This is a genomic window from Ruegeria sp. HKCCD7303, assembly GCF_013111185.1.
GTDB lineage: Bacteria > Pseudomonadota > Alphaproteobacteria > Rhodobacterales > Rhodobacteraceae > Ruegeria.
This window is the reverse complement of the sequence record NZ_WVRE01000002.1, coordinates 634,177-653,944: the sequence shown is the minus strand read 5'-3', so window position 1 is coordinate 653,944 and position 19,768 is coordinate 634,177. Positions and strand designations below refer to the sequence as shown.

At 54.6% G+C, this 19,768-nt stretch carries 17 protein-coding genes and 1 tRNA gene; 11 read left to right on the top strand and 7 right to left on the bottom strand.

What is annotated here, in order from left to right; genetic code table 11:
- Positions 1-5: 5 nt before the first annotated feature.
- The 3 genes from GS630_RS07850 to miaA form a co-directional block, all read right to left on the bottom strand.
- Entirely contained in the window at positions 6-1,052 is a 1,047-nt protein-coding gene (locus tag GS630_RS07850) for an ABC transporter permease (RefSeq protein ID WP_171619162.1), read from the bottom strand.
- Between the two features lie 135 nt (positions 1,053-1,187).
- A complete protein-coding gene (locus tag GS630_RS07845; RefSeq protein WP_171174416.1) occupies positions 1,188-2,858 on the bottom strand; it encodes an ABC transporter substrate-binding protein in 1,671 nt (556 codons plus the stop codon).
- 342 nt (positions 2,859-3,200) lie between these two features.
- Complete coding sequence (gene miaA / locus GS630_RS07840) at positions 3,201-4,094, bottom strand: tRNA (adenosine(37)-N6)-dimethylallyltransferase MiaA (protein WP_171619160.1); 894 nt, start codon at positions 4,092-4,094, stop codon at positions 3,201-3,203.
- A gap of 97 nt (positions 4,095-4,191) precedes the next feature.
- Here miaA and pyrH point away from each other — a divergent pair, with 97 nt between their 5' ends.
- From pyrH to GS630_RS07785, 11 genes are all read left to right on the top strand, one after another.
- Positions 4,192-4,944 (top strand): UMP kinase, encoded by a 753-nt coding sequence (pyrH, locus tag GS630_RS07835; protein WP_171174412.1) that lies wholly within the window; start codon positions 4,192-4,194, stop codon positions 4,942-4,944.
- Positions 4,945-5,195: 251 nt separating this feature from the next.
- The gene (locus GS630_RS07830; protein ID WP_171619158.1) at positions 5,196-6,422 is read left to right on the top strand and encodes an aminotransferase class V-fold PLP-dependent enzyme; all 1,227 of its coding nucleotides are present in this window, start codon (positions 5,196-5,198) and stop codon (positions 6,420-6,422) included.
- 47 nt (positions 6,423-6,469) lie between these two features.
- Positions 6,470-7,894, top strand: a complete 1,425-nt coding sequence (locus tag GS630_RS07825) for a deoxyribodipyrimidine photo-lyase (RefSeq protein WP_171711940.1) — start codon at positions 6,470-6,472, stop codon at positions 7,892-7,894.
- A gap of 69 nt (positions 7,895-7,963) precedes the next feature.
- The gene (locus tag GS630_RS07820; RefSeq protein WP_171174405.1) at positions 7,964-9,172 is read left to right on the top strand and encodes a cyclopropane-fatty-acyl-phospholipid synthase family protein; all 1,209 of its coding nucleotides are present in this window, start codon (positions 7,964-7,966) and stop codon (positions 9,170-9,172) included.
- Positions 9,173-9,187: 15 nt separating this feature from the next.
- On the top strand, positions 9,188-9,628 hold the full coding sequence (locus GS630_RS07815) for a TrgA family protein (protein ID WP_171174403.1): 441 nt from the start codon (positions 9,188-9,190) through the stop codon (positions 9,626-9,628).
- Between the two features lie 27 nt (positions 9,629-9,655).
- A complete protein-coding gene (locus tag GS630_RS07810; protein ID WP_171619154.1) occupies positions 9,656-10,771 on the top strand; it encodes an NUDIX domain-containing protein in 1,116 nt (371 codons plus the stop codon).
- Positions 10,772-10,839: 68 nt separating this feature from the next.
- Positions 10,840-11,874 (top strand): cysteine synthase A, encoded by a 1,035-nt coding sequence (locus GS630_RS07805; protein WP_171174399.1) that lies wholly within the window; start codon positions 10,840-10,842, stop codon positions 11,872-11,874.
- Positions 11,874-14,297 carry a DUF3772 domain-containing protein gene (locus tag GS630_RS07800; RefSeq protein ID WP_171174397.1) on the top strand — a complete coding sequence of 808 codons (2,424 nt, stop codon included), beginning with the start codon at positions 11,874-11,876 and terminating at the stop codon, positions 14,295-14,297. Before GS630_RS07805 ends, GS630_RS07800 begins: the two co-directional genes overlap by 1 nt.
- A 145-nt stretch (positions 14,298-14,442) precedes the next feature.
- Positions 14,443-14,532 (top strand) — tRNA-Ser (locus tag GS630_RS07795).
- A 307-nt stretch (positions 14,533-14,839) separates the two neighbouring features.
- A complete protein-coding gene (locus GS630_RS07790) occupies positions 14,840-15,208 on the top strand; it encodes a group 1 truncated hemoglobin (protein ID WP_171174395.1) in 369 nt (122 codons plus the stop codon).
- A complete protein-coding gene (locus GS630_RS07785) occupies positions 15,205-16,263 on the top strand; it encodes an adenylate/guanylate cyclase domain-containing protein (protein WP_171174393.1) in 1,059 nt (352 codons plus the stop codon). Before GS630_RS07790 ends, GS630_RS07785 begins: the two co-directional genes overlap by 4 nt.
- Positions 16,264-16,269: 6 nt before the next feature.
- On the opposite strand, the gene GS630_RS07780 is transcribed toward GS630_RS07785, so the two are convergent.
- The 4 genes from GS630_RS07780 to metA all read right to left on the bottom strand — a co-directional run bounded on the left by GS630_RS07780 (position 16,270) and on the right by metA (position 19,768).
- Positions 16,270-16,884, bottom strand: coding sequence for a TetR/AcrR family transcriptional regulator (locus tag GS630_RS07780; RefSeq protein WP_171619152.1), 615 nt, complete (start codon positions 16,882-16,884; stop codon positions 16,270-16,272).
- Between the two features lie 104 nt (positions 16,885-16,988).
- Entirely contained in the window at positions 16,989-17,858 is an 870-nt protein-coding gene (ppk2, locus tag GS630_RS07775) for a polyphosphate kinase 2 (protein WP_171174389.1), read from the bottom strand.
- Between the two features lie 49 nt (positions 17,859-17,907).
- Positions 17,908-18,861, bottom strand: a complete 954-nt coding sequence (locus GS630_RS07770; protein WP_171619148.1) for an alpha/beta fold hydrolase — start codon at positions 18,859-18,861, stop codon at positions 17,908-17,910.
- Positions 18,851-19,768, bottom strand: a complete 918-nt coding sequence (metA, locus tag GS630_RS07765) for a homoserine O-succinyltransferase (RefSeq protein ID WP_171619146.1) — start codon at positions 19,766-19,768, stop codon at positions 18,851-18,853. The genes GS630_RS07770 and metA overlap by 11 nt, the downstream gene beginning before the upstream one ends.

Here is a 19,768-nt window from a genome sequence, read left to right as displayed (position 1 = left end):
CCTCCTTAAGAAATGCGAATGCGCGGGTTAAGGTAGACATAGCCGATATCCGAAATCAGCTGAGTCAACAGAACCACAAAGACCGACACGACCGAGATCGCCAGCAGAAGCTGAATGTCGTTGTTGCCCGCCGCCTGAACCAGTGCCCAGCCAAAGCCCTTGTAGTTGAAAAGGGTCTCGACGATCACGACGCCATTCAGCAGCCACGGGAACTGCAGCATGATGACGGTGAAGGGCGCGATCAGCGCGTTGCGCAGCGCGTGTTTCATGACGATGTTGCTGAAGGACACCCCCTTGAGCCGCGCGGTCCGGATGTATTGCGCGGTCATCACCTCGGTCATCGAGGCGCGGGTCATGCGGGCGATATAGCCCATCCCGTAAAGTGAGATGGTCAGTACCGGCAGGAAGAAGTTCTCGAAAGTCGGGTTTTCCATCGCTGATGTCGCTGTTCCCTTGAACCATTTTAGTCCAACGGTCGACGAGGTGAAAATCGCGATGAAGATCACGCCCGACACGTATTCAGGCGTCGCGGTCGTGATGATAGAGAATGTCGACAGCGACCGGTCCAACGCGGATCCTTCGCGCATCCCAGCCAGAACTCCGACTAAAAGTGCAGACGGAACCATCAGGACCAAAACCCAGAACATGAGATAGCCGGTGTTGCCAAGACGGACGCTGACGATCTTTCCGACCTCATCCTTGAAGACAGTGGAATACCCCCAATCCCCTTGCAGGACGCCGCAATAGCGGGGCGTATCTTCTTCGGTCAAACCGGGACGCACACAGGTGCCCTGGAATGTGCCGTCTTCCAGTGTTTTGGTGAAGCCCGGCATCACGCCAAGCCACTGACCATACTTGATCAGCGTTGGCTGAAGGTAGCCACGATTCCCCAGCCATGTTTCGACCTGCTCGTCAGACATCCGCTGGTTGCCTTGCGTTTTGGCAAGCTTTTCAAGGTTCGGGTAGAGGTTGGTCAAAAAGAAGACCACGAAAGTCAGGCAGAGTGCTGTGAGTAGCATCACGCCAAACCGTCGGAGGATAAAAAGTCCCATGTTGGCCCCTGTTGTTCGGGTGTTCCGCAGATCAGTGGACCATTTTCTGGCCTCGGACATCCGACCCCGTGTCGGCAGGTCTGCGGCTGGAAAGGGGCGCCCAATCAGGCGCCCCTTGTGAGAAGCAGGCTGGCGTTAAGCGGCCCAGCCCCACTTGTAGTGATGATGTTCGAACGACACGTGCATGTCAGTACCGACCAGACCATCTTTCATATGGCGATAGAGCGCACGCCAATAGGGCTGGATGGTTACACCTTCTTCCTGGATCAAGGCCTCGCCCTTGGCGACGACTTCGCGGCGCTTGTCCGCATCTGCGATCGCCAGAGCTTCCGTCAGGATTGAGTCGAACTCGGCGTTGGACCAGCCAAATTCATTCCACGCTTCGCCTGTCCGATAGGCCAGTGCCCAGATTTGAACACCAAGCGGACGGTGGTTCCAGTTGGTCGAGCTGTAGGGGTACTTTGCCCAGTCGTTCCAGAAGGTGTTGCCCGGCAGAACGGTCCGCTTGACCTTGATCCCCGCGTCGCGCAGCTGCGCGGCCACGGCGTCGGTTGTGTTCCGGCGCCAGTCGTCGTCGATCGAGATCAGCTCATGTTCGAAATCGGCCATTCCGGCCTCTTCCATAAGGGCGCGTGCACCCTCAGGATCCACTTTCTGCGGTGGCAGTTCGTAATAATCTGGATGAATCGGGCCGACATGGTGGTTTTCGGCAGGCGTGCCGCGGCCACCAAAGCCCAATTCCAGGCAGACCGAATTGTCAACGGCCATTTGCAAAGCCTTACGCACGCGCTTGTCCGCGTAGACTTGCTTGCCATCAATTTCGGCCAGCTGGTTCGGCCGGATAACAATGGTGTTCATCGTGACCACTTCGGACTTCACATAGCCAAGTCCGTCCATCACGTCGATGAACTCGCCAACTGATTCATACAGCATGTCGACTTCGTCGGACTCCAGTGCCGCCAGCCACGCTGACGGGTCGGTTCCATAGTCGGTGTATACGATGCTGTCCAAAGCAGGGCGACCAAAGACCTCTTCTCCCCACCAGGTGTGATCTTCGTTGCGCGTCAGAACCGCTTTCACACCGACTTCCAGCTCACTCATCAGGTAGGGGCCCGTACCGACGTTGTTCAGCAGGTCAGTTTCGCTGAATGAGCTGTGTACGATCGCAGCCGGATAGTCAGCCATACCTGCGATCAGCGAGATATCAGAAGCAGGCAGGTTCAGCTTAACGGTGTTGGCGTCGACAACTTCGATCCCGCCTTCCACGGCCTGACCTGTATCTGCGTCAACCAGCGTAGCAAAACGACCAGCCATCGAGTTGGTTTCCGAACTCTTGTCACACCAACGTGCGATGTTGCGGGCCACGTCATCAGCGGTGAAATCATCGCCATTGTTCCACTTGACGCCCGAACGGACTTTCAGAGTGTAGACCGTTGCGTCTTCGTTGACTTCCCAGCCTTCCAGCAACATGCCGCGGAATGTCCCGTCCGAGTTGTACTCGACCAGATATTCCAGCGTCCCGCGTGAGACGTTCGCGATTTGCGACCAGTCATAAGTGCGCGGATCTTTCAGTGCGCGTACTTCTTGTTGAACGCGAATGGTTCCGCCTTCTTTCTTGGCGTCTTCGCCTTCGGCTTGAGCAGGAGCGGCAAGGCCGATCATGCCATATGCAGCGGCTGCGGTAACGCCCAGACCGGTGGCACGGGTCAGGAACTCACGGCGGCTCAGCTTGCCGTCACGGTATTCCTGTGCGTGCATCTCGGCCGCCCAGTGTACCTTGTCATTGGTGGTTACGTCATTCGTCATAGATGTCTCCCTGTGACATTAGATTTTGTTGATTGATTATGGTTCTACGCGACCCGGTTTTTACCGGTCGCCAGATTGAAGGGTTTTGATTTTTGGTTTCTGTGCATCCCCATGACGGTATTCGGCACCAGAATTCCGCCAACGTCAATGTTCGAATTCGTCATTAAACGTTCAAAAACGACATTCTCGCCAAGTTGAACACGTGGTCTGTCGTCATTAGACGGTAAAGATTCGAGCGCGGCCGTTGTTAAGGGTCACTTGTGGATTTGAAATAAAATCATTAAAAACAGTGTCTTGACGGCGCTTAAGGAGATCATCCCAGCAACGTTAATGTGCTTAGTATCATGGTGAGATTTCGACGTGATTCCATTCTTTCATGCGCGCCCGAAACCAGGTGCGCTGACGCTTAGCGAATTGCCGTGTCGCAATCGTTGCGCGTTCACGAGCCTGATCCAAGGTCATTGACCCGTTCAGGTAGGCCCTGAGCTCGGGTACGCCGATGGCTTTGCACGCGGGCAAGCTGGGGTCAAAACGATCCTGCATGGCGCGCACTTCCTCGATGGCACCTTGATCCAGCATCTGATCGAATCGACGCTCTATTCGCGCCAAAAGCCAAGCCTTATCAACGTCGAAGACAATTGGCACGGTGTCCCTTAGGTTCAAAACCGGTGGTGGCGTGTCGGCCTGCCAAGACAGCAGGCTTCGTCCGGTGGCGCGTTGGACTTCCCAGGCGCGTTGCACGCGAGCCCGGTTTTGTGTGTCCAGACCGGATCGCGTGTCGTTGTCAATTCCGTCGATTAGCTCTTGCAGCGGTATCTGGTCCGCCTCAGACCGGATCGCTTGGGGTGTGGCCGGGATCTGTGCCATGCCCTCGGTCAACGCGGTAAAGTACAAACCGGTGCCGCCCACGATGATTGGGCGCTTGTCCCCGGTCAGCAAAGGGATCACCTCGCGCAGCCAATGACCTGTTGAATAATCCTGATCATATGCGACATGACCATAAAGGCGATGCGGGGCTCGGGCCTCTTCTTCGGCGGATGGTCGGGCAGAGACAACGCGCCAGCAATCATAAACCTGGCTGGCATCCGCGTTAACGATCACACCGCCAAACCGTTCGGCAATCTCAAGCGCCAAAGCAGACTTTCCTGACGCCGTCGGGCCCGCAATCAGCACCGGTTTGTCGTCGGGGATGGCGGGTAAGTGTCGAAATAATTGCGCTGTTGATTGCTGGGCCATGTGCGGTTGCCTCGATCCTCACCAACCGCATTGAACCTGCGGAGCTTTTGCTTCATTTTGCGCCGGAAATTAACCCCGTGCCAGCCCGGAGCGCAATATGAGCCTTTCCCCTTCATCAGAAACCGCAGAAACCCCGAAAACCAAGTATAACAGAGTTATGCTGAAAATCTCGGGCGAAGCATTGATGGGGGATCAGGGATTCGGCTTGCACCCACCAACCGTTCAGCGCATCGCGCAAGAGGTGAAATCGGTTCACGATCTGGGCGTTGAGATCTGCATGGTCATCGGCGGCGGCAATATCTTCCGTGGCCTGAGCGGATCAGCTCAGGGCATGGAACGAACCACGGCAGATTATATGGGCATGTTGGCCACGGTTATGAACGCGCTGGGAATGCAGTCGGCACTGGAAGAAATCGGGGTGTTCACGCGTGTGATCTCGGCCATTCGCATGGATGAGGTGTGCGAGCCCTACATTCGTCGCCGCGCCGTGCGCCACCTTGAGAAAAAGCGGGTCTGTATTTTTGCAGCCGGAACCGGTAACCCGTATTTTACTACGGACACCGCCGCCACCCTGCGTGCCAATGAAATGGCGTGTGAGGCGATCTTTATGGGCAAGAACGGTGTTGATGGCGTATACGACAAAGACCCCAAAGAACATGCTGACGCGGTACGCTATGATACCGTCTCATACGATGATGTGCTGGCTAAGCGACTGCGTGTTATGGATGCCTCGGCGATTGCGCTGGCGCGGGACAACAACCTGCCCCTGATCGTTTTCGGCTTGGATGAGCCCGGTGGTTTCCGTGGCATTTTGGCGGGCGAGGGGACGTACACCAAAGTTCAGGGCTAAATCCCGTTCCAACGCGCGATGTAAACCTCGGGTTCTTTCCGGGGTTTTCTTTTTTTTGCAGCGACTTGACGGTTATGGAAGCGGCTGTCTAAGTACTACTGCTCTTTCTTATCAAAGAGCTGCCGTGTGGTGCGCCTTTCTTCGGCGTAACGACAGGCTGGGCTGGAAGACCTGCCATGATTTCTGAGGTGTCTGGAAACATGAGCGGGCATCTCATTGATCTGACTGCAAAAACTAAGGAGCAAAGAGGCATGAGCTCTCTTGATATCGATTTTGTTCGGGCGCAATTCCCAGCTTTTTCCGAACCCAGCTTGCAAGGTCAGGCTTTTTTTGAAAACGCCGGTGGGTCGTACACGTGTCAACCGGTGATTGACCGACTGACGCGGTTCTACACGCAACGCAAAGTTCAGCCTTATGCGCCTTACGAGGTCAGCCGTTTGGCAGGGGCCGAAATGTATGAAGCACGAGCGCGTATGGCCGCAATCCTGGGGGTCGACACCGATGAGCTAAGTTTCGGCCCTTCGACCACGCAAAATACCTATGTTTTGGCGCAGGCGTTCCGGCAATGGATGAAGCCCGGCGAAGCCATCGTCGTGACCAATCAGGATCATGAGGCAAATTCTGGCCCTTGGCGTAGATTGGCCGATGAGGGGATCGAAATTCGCGAATGGCAGATTGACCCTGAAACCGGTTCGTTAAAGCCCGAAGACCTTGAAAATATGCTGGACGAAAGGGTGCGTCTGGTCTGTTTCCCGCATTGTTCAAACGTTGTAGGTGAGATCAATCCAGTGACGGAAATCACCGCAATTGCCCACGCGGCAGGCGCGTTTGTCTGCGTTGACGGCGTTTCGTACGCCCCGCATGGTTTTCCGAATGTTGGTGACCTTGGGCCAGATATCTACCTGTTTTCGACTTATAAAACCTATGGCCCGCATCAGGGCTGCATGGTCATCCGACGCACAATAGGAGAGTTGCTTCCCAATCAGGCGCATTATTTTAACGGTGACGTTTTGTATAAACGGTTCACCCCGGCCGGTCCGGATCACGCGCAGATCGCTGCCTGTGCGGGCATGGCGGATTATGTGGAATTGCTGAGTGCGCACCATGGCGGGCCGATCTCTGATGCCGCCGCACAAGGCGCTTTTGTACATGACCTGATGCGCGGTCAGGAAGTGTCCTTGCTGCAGCCGGTGCTGGACGCGGTCAAGGATCGCAACGCAGTGCGTTTGATCGGCACATCTGACGCCACTCGGCGCGCGCCAACAGTTGCGATGTCGTTAAATCGACCGGCTGAAACTGTTGCCGCAGAGTTGGCGCAACACGGCGTTATGGCAGGTGGCGGAGACTTCTATGCCGTGCGCCCGTTGCAAGCCATGGGGGTTGACCCGGCACAGGGCGTGCTTCGGGTCAGCTTTACGCATTACACATCGCAACAGGAAATTGATCAACTTTTAGAGGCGCTTGAACGCGTTTTGTGATCCATTATCCCTGAGCCTTCGTATACGAAGAAAACAGCAGGGCAAACATGGCACACGGGCAAACTCCGATCATTATTTGGTTCCGGCGGGATCTGCGCCTGTCGGACCATCCAGCCTTAACAGCAGCGGCTGAGAGTGGTCGCCCGGTTATTCCGGTCTTTGTTTGCGATGACCTTGTTGGACGCCTGGGTTCGGCACCAAAATGGCGTCTTGAGTTAGGATTGGGCGCGCTTGCCGAGGGATTGGCGCGACTGGACAGCCGTTTGATCCTGCGAAGCGGGGATGCGCTGGCTCAATTGCAAAACATAGTGGCAGAGACCGGCGCCACTTCGGTCTATTGGTCGCGTTCTTATGATCTGGCCTCGATTGAGCGTGACACAGAGATCAAGGCCGCGTTGACCGAGCAAGGTGTGACAGCCAAGTCCTTTGCCGGGCATTTGCTGTTTGAGCCTTGGACAGTCGCAACCAAGGCCGGTCAGCCCTTTCGCGTTTACACCCCCATGTGGCGCGCGGTTCAGGGCCGGGACGTTCCTGCGCCCGCTGCGAAGGTGACGCGTTTGCAATCACCTGACACCTGGCCTGCAACTGAGGATCTGAACGCGTGGCAGATGGGGCGTGCAATGAACCGGGGCGCAGCCGTTGTGCGACCTTTCGTTCAACCTGGCGAGCAGGCCGCCCGCGATCATCTGGACGAGTTTCTGGACCGCGTTTCAAAGTATTCCAGCCAGCGTGACCGGCTGGATCAGGACGGAACATCGAACTTATCTGAATACCTGTCGCTGGGCGAGCTTGGCCCGCGCACGGTTTGGCACCGGGTCCACCAAGCTGCTTTGATGGGGGTTTCGGGCACCGAGGCTTTCTTGCGTCAGTTGGTGTGGCGTGAGTTTGCCTATCACCTTATGTACCACACGCCGCATCTGCTAAGCGACAATTGGAAGCCAGAATGGGATAGTTTTCCGTGGAACACGGACCCCGAACATCCGGACGTTATTGCATGGACACAGGCCAGAACCGGTATCCCTGTGGTCGATGCTGGTTTGCGCCAGATGTATGTGACAGGCCGGATGCACAACCGGGCGCGGATGATCGTGGCCAGCTATTTGACCAAGCATCTGATGACACACTGGAAAATCGGGATGCAATGGTTCGAGGAGTGCCTGATCGACTGGGATCCGGCCTGCAACGCGATGGGATGGCAATGGGTGGCGGGTTCTGGCCCTGATGCCGCGCCGTTTTTCCGGATTTTCAACCCTCAGACGCAGGCTGAGAAATTTGACCCGGACGGCGCTTATCTGAGGCGCTGGATTGCCGAAGGCCATAGAAAACCCAGCGCAACGGCCCGTTCCTATTTTAAAGCGGTCCCCCGGTCCTGGAACCTGCACGAGGACGCAGACTACCCAGCGCCAGTTGTTGCTTTGGCAGAGGGTCGAAGCCGCGCGCTTGGCGCTTATGAAAGCCGAAAAACCCACTAAGGAATTGAAAACTTGCCAGAAACAAAATCGCGGCCTAGCTTAATATCGACACCGCAAAGGGGAGAGCGGATGATCCTGACGACGACTGAAGGGCAAAAAGACTTGCCCAGATATTTTGCTCAAGTTTTCAAGATGCTGACCAAAATGGAATACGGGCGGCTTGATATCGTTTTACCCGATGGTCGCACATTCCGCGCCGAAGGAGCCAAGCCGGGGCCGGTTGCTGAGGTCCACGTTCATGACGGCGATATCTTTGCGCGCCTGGTACGAGAGGGCGAGTTGGGCTTTTCCGATGCCTATCTGGATGGCCACTGGAGCACGCCCGACCTGCGCTCGTTCATGGACCTTGTGCATCTGGGATCCGAGACCGTGTATGACGGGTTTACCGGCAAATTCCTAGTGCAAGCCTACGAGCGGCTTCGGTTCTGGTTGCACCGTAACAACCGGACGCAGGCGAAAAAGAACATCTCGTACCACTACGATCTGGGCAATGATTTCTACAGCCTTTGGCTGGATGAAACCATGACCTATTCCAGTGCGATTTTCGAGACCGGGCAGGAGAGTTTAGAAAAGGCACAGACCGCCAAATATGCAAGCCTTGTGGATGAGATGGGCGTCAAACCCGGCGATCATATTCTGGAAATCGGCTGCGGCTGGGGTGGGTTTGCGGAATATGCGGCCAAAGAGCGTGGTCTGCGTGTGACCTGTCTGACCATCAGCCAGGAACAGTTTAAATTCGCCAAGGAACGCATTGACAACGCAGGATTAAATGGTCAGGTGGAGTTCAAGTTGCAAGACTATCGCGACGAAAAGGGCTTGTATGACGGTATTGCTTCAATCGAGATGTTCGAGGCAGTGGGTCAAAAGTACTGGCCGGTCTATTTCGAAACTGTTCGTGACCGGCTGAAGCCTGGCGCACAAGCGACATTGCAGATCATCACCGTGGGCGATCATCGCTGGGACTATTACAAGAACGGTGTTGATTTCATTCAGAAATATATCTTCCCGGGGGGTATGTTACCGTCCCCCTCGATCCTGCGGCAGCAGATCGACCAAGCCGGATTGAGCGTGGTTAAATCCAAAGAGTTTGGCAAAAGCTATGACCTGACACTGCGCCGCTGGTACGAGACGTTCAATTCCAAGTGGGACCAGATCGCTGAAATGGGTTTTGATGAGCGTTTTCGCCGCATGTGGAATTATTATTTGACCGCATGTGGCGCGGCCTTTGACACAAGCAATTGTGATGTGACACAGATCACCATAGCAAAACCAAGTTAACGAACGGACCGTCATATGCCCACTGCCTCGCGTCTTGTTGCCGCTGTTTGCCTTGTCGTGCTGGCCTTCATCGTCTCAGGGATGATCATCGACAATGGTGAAGAGGGTAAGGACTATGGGTACTTTACCTATGTAAACATGGCGCTTGGCGCGGCCTGTGGCTGGACAATCATGGGCAAGCGCGCCGGACGAGGATGGACGGCGGGCATCAACAACGGCCTGACAGGTGTGGCGTCGTTGGTATTTTGGGCCTTGTTCGTACAGGGCTGCTACGAGATGTTCCGCCTTGCCATGCGCAATAGATATGGCGGTCCGTTTGAGGCGGTCATGGCCATTTTCCAGATTGGTATCGAGTATGGCAAGTTGCTGATGGTCCCCGAAATTTTGATCGCATTTGCCGTTGGAGCAGTTGTCGCTGGTCTGGCCACTGAACAGGCCCATCGCCAATGGCGCTGATGCGAACTGCCACCTGAGAGATTGAATTTGTCTGATTTGTTTTTCTACGGAACGCTTCGGCATTTACCCTTGCTTGAACGCGTTCTGGGACGTCCGCTACAAGATATTTCCGTTCAATCGGCGGTTCTGCCTGATCACGCTGTTCACGCAGTGAAAGGGCAGGATTTCCCGATGATCCTGCCTTTGTCTGGCGACAGCGCGCATGGCGTGTTTGTTCAGGATTTGTCGTCTGAGGATCTGGCCAGGTTGGCATTTTATGAAGGAGCGTTCGACTACGACCTGACCCCTGTGACAGTTGATCTGCACGACGGAAACAAGCGTGAGGCAAAGGTCTTTTTTCCCGCACCCGGTAGTTGGGAACCGGATGGACAATGGTCTTTGCAGGGATGGGCAGACAGGCTGGGTGACATCACGGCTTTGGCCGCTGAAGAAGAGATGGCGTATTTTGGCAGGATCGAGCCAGAGGTGATGGCAGGTAACATTCGCGCCATTCAAACCCGGGCTTGGGCCAAAATTCTTGCGGACAAACGGCGCACAGGCGACCCAAGAGATACAAATAAGGATGTCATCGTGCATCGTCACGATCGCGCCTATGTCAACTATTTCGGGATGGAGGAAGTCGACCTTCAACACCGCCAGCATGATGGTTCAATGGGGCCTGTGCTGCATCGGGGCAGCTTGATGCAAGGTAGTGCCGTGTCCGTTCTGCCCTACGACCCGGCGCGGGATACGGTGCTTGTGGTCGAACAATTCAGGCCACCCGCTTTTTTGATTAACGACCCCGAACCGTGGCTTTGGGAGGCCGTGGCAGGGATGATAGACCCGGGCGAAGAACCCGAACAGGCCGTGCATCGTGAAGCGATGGAGGAAGCCGGTGTAAAATTCGATCGGTTGGAATACGCGGGTGGGGCCTATTCCTCAAGCGGGTCATCCACCGGCTTCATGTATCTGTATGTCGGATTGGGAGATTTGACCCATACGACAAACACCGGCGGTCTCGATACCGAAGGCGAAGACATTCGCAGTCAGATCCTGCCTTTCGACGCGTTCATCGACATGGCAGACCGTCATGTTTTCAAGGACGTACAATTGGTTGCTCTGGCTTACTGGCTGGCCCGTCATCGCGACAGGCTGCGTGTATGACTATCACGCTTGTGGTCACGGCGGCGCGGCTGTAAATCTTCTTCGATACCAAACGACAAGAGGGCGCCATGCGCATTGCACGAGACCTTGCCGACGCAGTCGGGAAAACACCGCTGATCCGGTTAAAGCGCATCAGTGAAGAAACCGGTTGCGAAATCCTGGGGAAGGCCGAGTTCATGAACCCTGGCCAGTCCGTCAAGGACCGTGCGGCGCTGTATATTATCCGGGATGCGATTGCGCGGGGCGAATTGAAACCCGGCGGAACAATTGTCGAAGGGACAGCAGGCAACACGGGGATCGGCCTGGCCCTGGTCGGAGCTTCGATGGGGTTCAAGACAGTGATTGTCATCCCTGAAACCCAGTCCGAAGAAAAGAAAGACATGCTGCGTCTGGCAGGCGCTCAGCTTGTGCAGGTTCCTGCCGCGCCTTACCGCAACCCCAACAATTTCGTGCATTACTCGCGCCGTTTGGCCGAGAAGTTGGCCAAGACCGAACCCAATGGCGCGATTTGGGCCAACCAATTTGACAATGTGGCCAACCGTCAGGCGCATGTGGAAACAACAGGCCCTGAAATTTGGGAACAGACGGACGGCAAGGTCGATGGTTTTGTCTGTGCCGTAGGATCTGGTGGAACGTTGGCCGGCGTGGCCGAGGCGCTGCAGCCCAAGGGTGTTAAGATCGGTCTGGTCGATCCGATGGGGGCAGGGCTTTATTCCTATTATACCACCGGCGAAATCGCGATGGAGGGGGGCTCGATTGCCGAAGGCATCGGTCAGGTTCGCATCACAAAGAACCTGGAAGGGTTTAAACCGGACTTCGCATACCAGATGAGCGACAACGAAGCGCTGCCGTATATCTTTAACCTGCTGCGCGAAGAAGGTCTGGTCATGGGGGGCTCGACCGCGATCAACATGGCCGGTGCGGTACGTCTGGCCAAAGAATTGGGGCCGGGCCATACCATCGTTACTATTCTCTGTGACTATGGCACACGCTATCAGTCCAAACTGTTTAATCCGGAATTCCTGCGTGAAAAAGAATTGCCTGTGCCGGATTGGATGACAGAGGCCCCCCGTAGTATTCCCGGCGTATTCGAGGACGTGTGATGCTGGCACAGGTCCGCCTGTTTTTGGTCCTGGTATTTTTGTGCCTTGTTGGGTTCACAAGCAGCGCGAATGCGCAGTTGACCGATCGGCAAAGCGAGTACTACCAGGGGTGGCTAAGAACGGCGGACCGAGCTGAATCCGTGATCGAGGCGAACCGCGCCTCGGACGCGGCGTTAGAGAATTTACGTTCCGAAATAAACAATTACAGGGACGACTTCAATCGAGCACGCGGAGCAAATACTGACCGTATCAACACGTTGCAAAGTCAAATCAAGGCTTTGGGTCCAAAACCCGAAGGGGACGCGCCCGAGCCTGAAGACATAGCTCAGCTTCGGGCCCATCTTGAAGAACAGCTAAACAGCCTCCGTGTGCCGCGTATCATATCTGAAGAGGCTTACAGCCGTGCAAATGGGCTGATCAGCGAAATAGACCAAATCCTGCGCACACGGCAAAAAAAAGAATTCTTTGAGCAGGGTCCATCGCCGATAAACCCGTCACACTGGGGCCCAGCATGGGTGGATATCAAAGAAGCAATCCAGAGCCTGACAAATGAAACGGTAACCAATCTGCGATCAGACGTCGTACGTGAACAGATTCGTGATCGCGGACTGGCGATCTTTGTATTGTTGGTCATTGCGGCTGTACTGCTCATCTTTGGTAAACGTTGGTCTGAACGGGGTGGGGATTATTTGAGGTCCCTGGCTGGTGCCGGTACGGGTGTATGGTCTTTTGCCATATCCCTATTTCGCATTCTGCTGCCTTGGGTTGGGGTGTTGGCCGTGGTCGTAGCAATCAGCCTCACCGGCGTGACCGGGTTGAGGGGAAGCTTGCTTCTGGAAAACGTCCCTTATTGGGCAGCGATCATTTTGTTTTATGACTGGATTGGTCGTCAAGCATATGTGATTGGGGCGTCACAAGGGTTCAAAAGGTTGTCTGCTGCGCGAATTTCCGAACTTCGCGTGTATATCGATCTACTCGCTGTGCTGTTGGTTCTGCACGGAATGGCGCTTTTGTTTGAACGTATTGAAAACGTTTCCGACGCGACCCGTGCCGTCGTAAGTTTTCCGATTATCGTCGCAACAGCGTTGTTGCTTTTGCGAATACGCCAGATTCGATCAACAGACAGCTCAGATCAATCTGCTGCAACCGGCTCTGCGGGTTTCAGTCAAGTCGTAGAGTTCTTGCGTCGGGCGTTGTTCCTCTTGGGCATCAGTTCTCCTGTCCTTGCGATCTTCGGGTACACCAATGCCTCTGAAGCCATCGTGTTTCCAGCGGTGAAAACACTTGTGCTGATCGGCGCGCTGGTCATCCTGCAACGATTTATCAGTCAAGTTTACGGTTGGATCACCGGGCAAGGAGACGCGGCGCGGGATTCGCTGTTTTCGGTATTGGTTGGATTTGCACTGGCCATCATCGCGTTGCCTATTCTGGCGATATACTGGGGCGCGCGTAAAACTGATCTGCTGGAAGCATGGTCGCGGTTGCTGCTTGGATTTGACATTGGTGGCGTCACAATCTCTCCCACCAATTTCCTGACCTTTGTTGCTGTTTTTGCGATCGGCTACACCCTGACGCGACTGTTGCAAAGCGGCTTGCGCAATTCGCTTCTTCCGAAAACCAAAATCGACCCCGGTGGTCAGAACGCAATTGTATCCGGGTCTGGTTATGTCGGGATCACGATAGCCGCGCTGATCGCAATCATGGTGGCAGGCTTTGATTTGTCATCGCTGGCCATTGTTGCGGGTGCACTGTCTGTTGGGATCGGCTTTGGCCTGCAAACGATCGTGTCCAATTTTGTGTCGGGCATCATTCTTCTGGTCGAGCGCCCGATCTCGAAGGGGGACTGGATCGATGTGAACGGGATGATGGGTTATGTCCGTGACATCTCGGTTCGGTCGACCACGATTGAAACCTTTGACCGAACCGATGTTATCGTTCCGAACTCGGATTTGATCAGCGGCGTGGTGACCAACTATACACGTGGCAACACGATCGGACGCGTCATCGTTCCTGTGGGCGTAGCGTATGGCACTGATACGCGACAGGTTGAAACCATTCTGGGCGAGGTTGCTAATAACCACCCGATGGTTTTGGCCAACCCTGCACCCAGCGTTGTTTTCCAAGGGTTTGGTGCGGATTCCCTGGATTTCGAGATCCGCGCAATCTTGCGTGATGTGAACTGGGTATTGTCCGTGAAATCGGACATGAACCATGAAATCAACCGCAGATTCGCAGAAGCCGGGATTGAGATTCCCTTTGCTCAGCGAGATGTTTGGTTGCGCAATCCTGAAGCTCTCCAACCTGCTGAAAATGAAAAGCAGGGGCCTGTTAAGCCTGAGCCAAGCACGCCAAACACTCTTTCGAACAGGCCCGTGGATATGACAGAGGCTGATTTGGATCCCGATACCGGGGATGAGGTGTGATTGCGTAACTGCTGCCTCTGAACGGGCAGGTATTTGCGTTGTGAAAGCCGCGTGAGAACTGAATAACTTATTTGTTCCGTTCCCGATTTTTCGCCACATTGGGGCCTTGCAAATCTAACCGCATTGGTCCAAATAACGCCGACACGGAGAGGTGGCCGAGTGGTCGAAGGCGCACGCCTGGAAAGTGTGTAGGCGGGAAACCGTCTCCAGGGTTCGAATCCCTGTCTCTCCGCCATAACCTTCCTAAAATTGACGGCAGTAGGCGAACTGGTGCTGGTCGAGTTGTTTCACTGTTGGCAAACTTCGAAACTTTCGTGATGAACGAACGGGTGGGAGCGGTCATTAAATCTCGGCGCTTGCGTTTGCTACATCTGCTGCATTGATCCCTTGAAGTTGTTCACCCGCTGAAACCTGTGGCGGTTCTGGTTTGTATTCCCCAAAAGTTCTCCGTCGGCCGGATCGGGTAGATCATAAACGTTAACAAAAATATCAAATTGATATAGACTTGTGGTGTTATTGATCAGTAACGCGCGGGTATTCGTGTGGCACAGACACTTTATGAAAAGTATGGCGGCTTCAAAACAATCAGCCGCGTAGTAATGACCTTCTATGAGATGGCATTGGATTCTGACGAAATCGGCCATTACTTCGAAGACATCGATATGCCCCGTCTGATCGACCATCAGACGAAGTTTGTGTCTTCGTTAATCGGCGGTCCTGCATCCTTCAACGACGACAGAATTGAAGCTGTTCATCGGCATCTGAACATCTCGCACGATGAATTCGACGTCATGGCGGAACTGTTCGGCGATGCGCTGAGCGTTCATGGCATGTCGGACAATGACATCAAAACAGCGCTGGCTGCAATTGAGGGCAAACGGTCCATCATCGTCGTCCGGACAGCGGCATGAGCATACTGGCAATCAATGAGCAACTGTTGCGTGCCATTGGTGTTGGTGTCGCCGTGGTTCGTGCCTCGGATCTGGAGTTTGTGTTTCACAACGGACCTTTCGCGGAATGGTTTGGGGTACCAGAAGAAGGCAATACGCTTACAGACATTCTGCCGGACCTCGACTCCAAAGAGCTGGAGGATGTCAAACAATCTGGCCTTAGGTATTCCGTCGAACTTCAGATCAAACCAAAACGCCGAACGTTGATCTTTGCGGTGGCAGTGTCTCTGGCCAATGGTCTTTCTGAACAGGTGCTGATTGTCGAATGTCAAAACATCACGCGCATTCGCGAGTTGGAAAGCATGATCGACAGCTATTCCACTATGGTCGAGCGCAATACCCGAGAACTTGAGCGCGAAAAGGAGAGGGTGGAGCGTCTGTTGCTGAACCTGATGCCAAAAGCTGTGTATGAAGAATTTAAGACCTTTGGTGTCGTGACACCGCAGCTGTACCAGCAGGTTTCGGTGGTCATGCTGGATTTTGTCGGGTTCACCGATTTTGCTGCCAAAACGGATCCGACCGTGACCCTTAGTGAGCTGAACGATATTTTCACAGCCTTTGACCGCATCGTCGAGCAATTCGGGTGCGAGCGGATAAAGACAATTGGTGACGCTTATCTGGCGGTGTCCGGCATGCCTGACCCAACCCCGGATCACGCCACGGCCGTTGCACATTGTGCCGTACGTTTTCTGCGTTATCTGGAGCGCCGGAACGAAAGCCACCCGCATAAATGGCAGGCCAGGATCGGTTTGGGGATGGGGGCTGCGGTCGGATCGGTCGTCGGTATTCAAAAATATGTCTATGACGTTTTTGGTCCGGCTGTGAATATTGCTTCCCGCTTGCAAGTATTTGCCAACCCGATGAATATCGTGGCCCCGGAAGAGATGAAATATGCGCTGATCGACGAATTTCAGGTTTCTGACCTTGGGTGTGTCGACATCAAGGGTATCGGCGAGATGGACCTGATCAATGTGACCTCAGGTCTGAGCATGCCACAGGGCAACAGGTTGCTCTGACCTGTTTCAGTCGTCCTGCGGAATGAGGCCAAGACCGCGCAGGTAAATGCCAATTCCACTTTCCAACAATTCTTCGGGTGGGAAAGGTGAAGTCGCGCCCGTGTTGCGCGCGAACAGTTCAACAACACCGTGGCTCATCGCCCAGATATGAGCGCTGAACATTGATGCAGGTGGGCGTTTTTCTGGCGGAATATGTTGAGACAGGTCCGCCGCTGCTTTTTCCAAAACCGATTTGGCGCGATTGGCCGCCAGCGAGAGCTCGGTCGTCCGGTTTAACGAAATCCCACTCTCGAACATGGCGATGTAATAGCCGGGGTTCTTGCGGGCAAAGGCCAGATAGGCGCGTCCGGTTGCCTCGAATGCCGCCAGCGCTGACGGTTGCCCCTTGTCATAGGCATATTGCATGAGGTCAGCGAACATCTCGAACCCTTGCCGCGCGGCCTCGGCAATCAGGTCCTCGCGCCCCTGAAAATGGCGATATACAGCTGCGGGCGTCACTCCGGCGGTTTTTGCGGCTTCGGACAGAGTGAAACCGGTCGGGCCTTTTACTTCGATCAGGGACAAGGCGGCCTCGACCAAAGCCTGTTTCAGGTTCCCGTGGTGATAACCGCGTTTCGTCATCCAGCCCTCAGTTGTTTTGATTCAGTGTTAAAAAGCAACGAGATAGCGCATACATGTGCGACCGTCCAACCTTTGCCACCATATGGACGCGATGAAACGAGGGTTTATGCATCCCAAATATCCGGGCCACCGCAAATCTTTGGATCAATCCTTCCGATGCTCTTTTTGTCTTTCTCATCATAGTCCAACGCGTGCAGCACGGTGCGAATGGCAGCGAGACGTGCGCGTTTTTTGTCGTCTGAACGTACAATCGTCCAAGGGCATACGTCGGTGTGCGATCTGGTCAGCGTTTCCGAGATCGACTGTGTATACTCATCCCACTTGTTCAGCCCCGCCACATCGATCGGGCTAAGCTTCCACTGTTTCAGAGGGTCTGTTTCACGCGCCAAAAAGCGGTTCAGCTGCTCTGCACGCCCGACATTGAGCCAGAACTTGAAAAGTTGAATGCCGTCATTCGCCAGACCCATTTCCAGCGGCAAAACCTGACGGAAAAACCGCTCACGTTCCTCCTGTGTACAAAACCCGAAAACATTCTCGACGACACCCCGGTTGTACCAGCTTCGGTCAAAGAACACGATTTCGCCCGCAGCAGGCAAGTGAGAGATATAACGCTGAAAATACCATTGGCTGCGTTCCGCGTCTGAAGGTTTGGCAAGTGCTACGTTGCGCGCGCCGCGCGGGTTCAGGTTTTCACGGAACCGTTTGATGGTGCCACCTTTGCCGGCGGCGTCACGACCTTCAAAGATGATCGCCACCCGCTGGTCGGTTTCTTTCACCCAGGACTGCATCTTGACCAGCTCGATCTGGAGAAGATCCATCTGATCGTCATAGTCCTTGGTCTTCATTTTCTCGCGATAGGGGTAAGAGACGTTCAGAATATCCCCTTTTCCTGATTTTTTGATTTCTTCCCGCACCGCTTTGGGAGCGTCTTTTTGATAATATCTTTCGATTGAACCTTTTTCGGACCGGGCCATATGTCACCTCGCGATAAAATCCATATCTTACTATGGATTAGAGCCCTGACTAACGCAAACCTGCGCGCTGTGCCGCACGATCTATTGCGGCTGCAACTTCCGGGGCGGCGACCACCTGTGGCATATGTCCGATACCGGGCAACTCGATAAGTTCGGCCCCGGGAATCTGGTCGATCAGGCGTTCTGAATGCCATTCAAGACCAACCGTGTCGTCGGCGGTTCCGTGAACGATTTCCGTCGGCGCGGAAATCTCGCTATATCTTGGCTGTAGGCGTGTGATCTCATCCAACAGATTGGCGCGCTGTTTGGCGTTTGCGTGCATCGAACCCTGCCGGATCGTTAGCCCGGGACCGAAGTGTTCGGCATATCCCTTGGGCGCTGATTGCGGTGCAAACACTTTGTCCAGCGCTTGGGTGACATACCAGTCGGGTATGAACGAGCTGATCAGGGGCAGGGCCAGCGCATTGCCTGCGGTGGTTGAGGCCAGCCGGTTGAACCCATCCAAAGGTGTTTCCCACGGGATAGCAGCGGGGGCGATCAGAACAAGGGCCGAGATGTTATCAGGACGCGTCACAGCCCAGGCAAGCGAGACCGACCCGCCATAGCTTTGGCCTGCAACGATGGGTTTATCCGCCCCAAGCTGAGCCGCTGCACGTTGCAGAATATCTGCTTGTTCGATGATAGTTTCACCGTTGGGGTTAAAGCTTTCAGAATAACCCAGACCAGGACGATCAAACACGATGACACGGAAGTTCTGCGCCAGAATGGGGGCCAGCGCGAAGGTCATGTCACGTGTGTTCCCGCTGGATCCGTGGATCAGAACGACATCCGGGCCTTCTCCCATGACAACGGCATGAACGGCGATGCCGTCGACATCCAGGAAATGACCTTCTGGCGGAAAGGCTGCCTCGGCCATCGCCTCATTCCTGGCGCTGCGCCAAGCGGTCAACACGGCCAGGCCTAAAACGATAAGACCAATGGATATCAAAGCTTTACTTGCCAATTTTACTCATATCAAAAGGTGTGGACTGATAGATCTCGTTGATCCAGTTGCCATACAGCAGATGCGCATGGCTGCGCCATCGGTTCTGTGGCGTCTTAGAAGGGTCATCATCCGGGTAGTAGTTGACCGGCACGTTGATTGGCGTGCCATTGGCAACGTCCCGGTCATATTCCTGTTTCAACGTATCGCTGTCATATTCGAAATGGTTGAAGATATAGAGTGCACGGTGCTCGGGATCTTCGACCAGACAAGGGCCCACGTCATCGCTACCCAGAAGAGTATTCAGACCAGAGGCGCGATCAATTTCATCTTGTTTCATTTCCGTCCAGCGGCTGACCGGGATCACACAATCATCCGAGAACCCACGCAAGAACGGCGAGGCCGGGTTCAGGTTCCGGTGGCGGAAACAACCAAAGGCCTTGGCATCCAGCATGTGTTTACGCACGCCGTGGAAATGGTTGATCATCGCCATACCGCCCCAGCAGACACCAAAGGTGGAATGAACATTCGTTTGCGTCCATTCGAAGACCTTGCTGATCTCTTCCCAATAGGTGACGTCGTCAAATTCCAGATGCTCGATCGGCGCACCCGTAATGATCAGACCGTCAAACTTCTGGTCTTTGACCTCCTGAAAGGGGTGGTAAAACTCCGACATGTGTTCTGCCGCAGTGTTCCTGGTACGATGTTCCGTCATGCGGATCAGGGACAGGTCGATCTGCAAGGGCGTCGCACCAATCAGGCGGGCGAACTGGTTTTCCGTCTGGATTTTCTTGGGCATCAGATTCAACAACCCGATGCGCAAAGGTCGAATGTCCTGACGCATGGCCTGATCTTCATCCATGACCATGACGCCTTCTTTCGTCAGGACGTCAAAAGCAGGAAGATCAGATGGGATTTTGATGGGCAT

Bases quoted from the DNA above. Each gene is read 5' to 3' on its own strand.
- GS630_RS07850 (WP_171619162.1), bottom strand. From the start codon at position 1,052: ATGGGACTTTTTATCCTCCGACGGTTTGGCGTGATGCTACTCACAGCA.
- GS630_RS07845 (WP_171174416.1), bottom strand. From the start codon at position 2,858: ATGACGAATGACGTAACCACCAATGACAAGGTACACTGGGCGGCCGAG.
- miaA (WP_171619160.1), bottom strand. From the start codon at position 4,094: ATGGCCCAGCAATCAACAGCGCAATTATTTCGACACTTACCCGCCATC.
- pyrH (WP_171174412.1), top strand. From the start codon at position 4,192: ATGAGCCTTTCCCCTTCATCAGAAACCGCAGAAACCCCGAAAACCAAG.
- GS630_RS07830 (WP_171619158.1), top strand. From the start codon at position 5,196: ATGAGCTCTCTTGATATCGATTTTGTTCGGGCGCAATTCCCAGCTTTT.
- GS630_RS07825 (WP_171711940.1), top strand. From the start codon at position 6,470: ATGGCACACGGGCAAACTCCGATCATTATTTGGTTCCGGCGGGATCTG.
- GS630_RS07820 (WP_171174405.1), top strand. From the start codon at position 7,964: ATGATCCTGACGACGACTGAAGGGCAAAAAGACTTGCCCAGATATTTT.
- GS630_RS07815 (WP_171174403.1), top strand. From the start codon at position 9,188: ATGCCCACTGCCTCGCGTCTTGTTGCCGCTGTTTGCCTTGTCGTGCTG.
- GS630_RS07805 (WP_171174399.1), top strand. From the start codon at position 10,840: ATGCGCATTGCACGAGACCTTGCCGACGCAGTCGGGAAAACACCGCTG.
- GS630_RS07800 (WP_171174397.1), top strand. From the start codon at position 11,874: ATGCTGGCACAGGTCCGCCTGTTTTTGGTCCTGGTATTTTTGTGCCTT.
- GS630_RS07785 (WP_171174393.1), top strand. From the start codon at position 15,205: ATGAGCATACTGGCAATCAATGAGCAACTGTTGCGTGCCATTGGTGTT.
- GS630_RS07780 (WP_171619152.1), bottom strand. From the start codon at position 16,884: ATGACGAAACGCGGTTATCACCACGGGAACCTGAAACAGGCTTTGGTC.
- ppk2 (WP_171174389.1), bottom strand. From the start codon at position 17,858: ATGGCCCGGTCCGAAAAAGGTTCAATCGAAAGATATTATCAAAAAGAC.
- metA (WP_171619146.1), bottom strand. From the start codon at position 19,768: ATGCCCATCAAAATCCCATCTGATCTTCCTGCTTTTGACGTCCTGACG.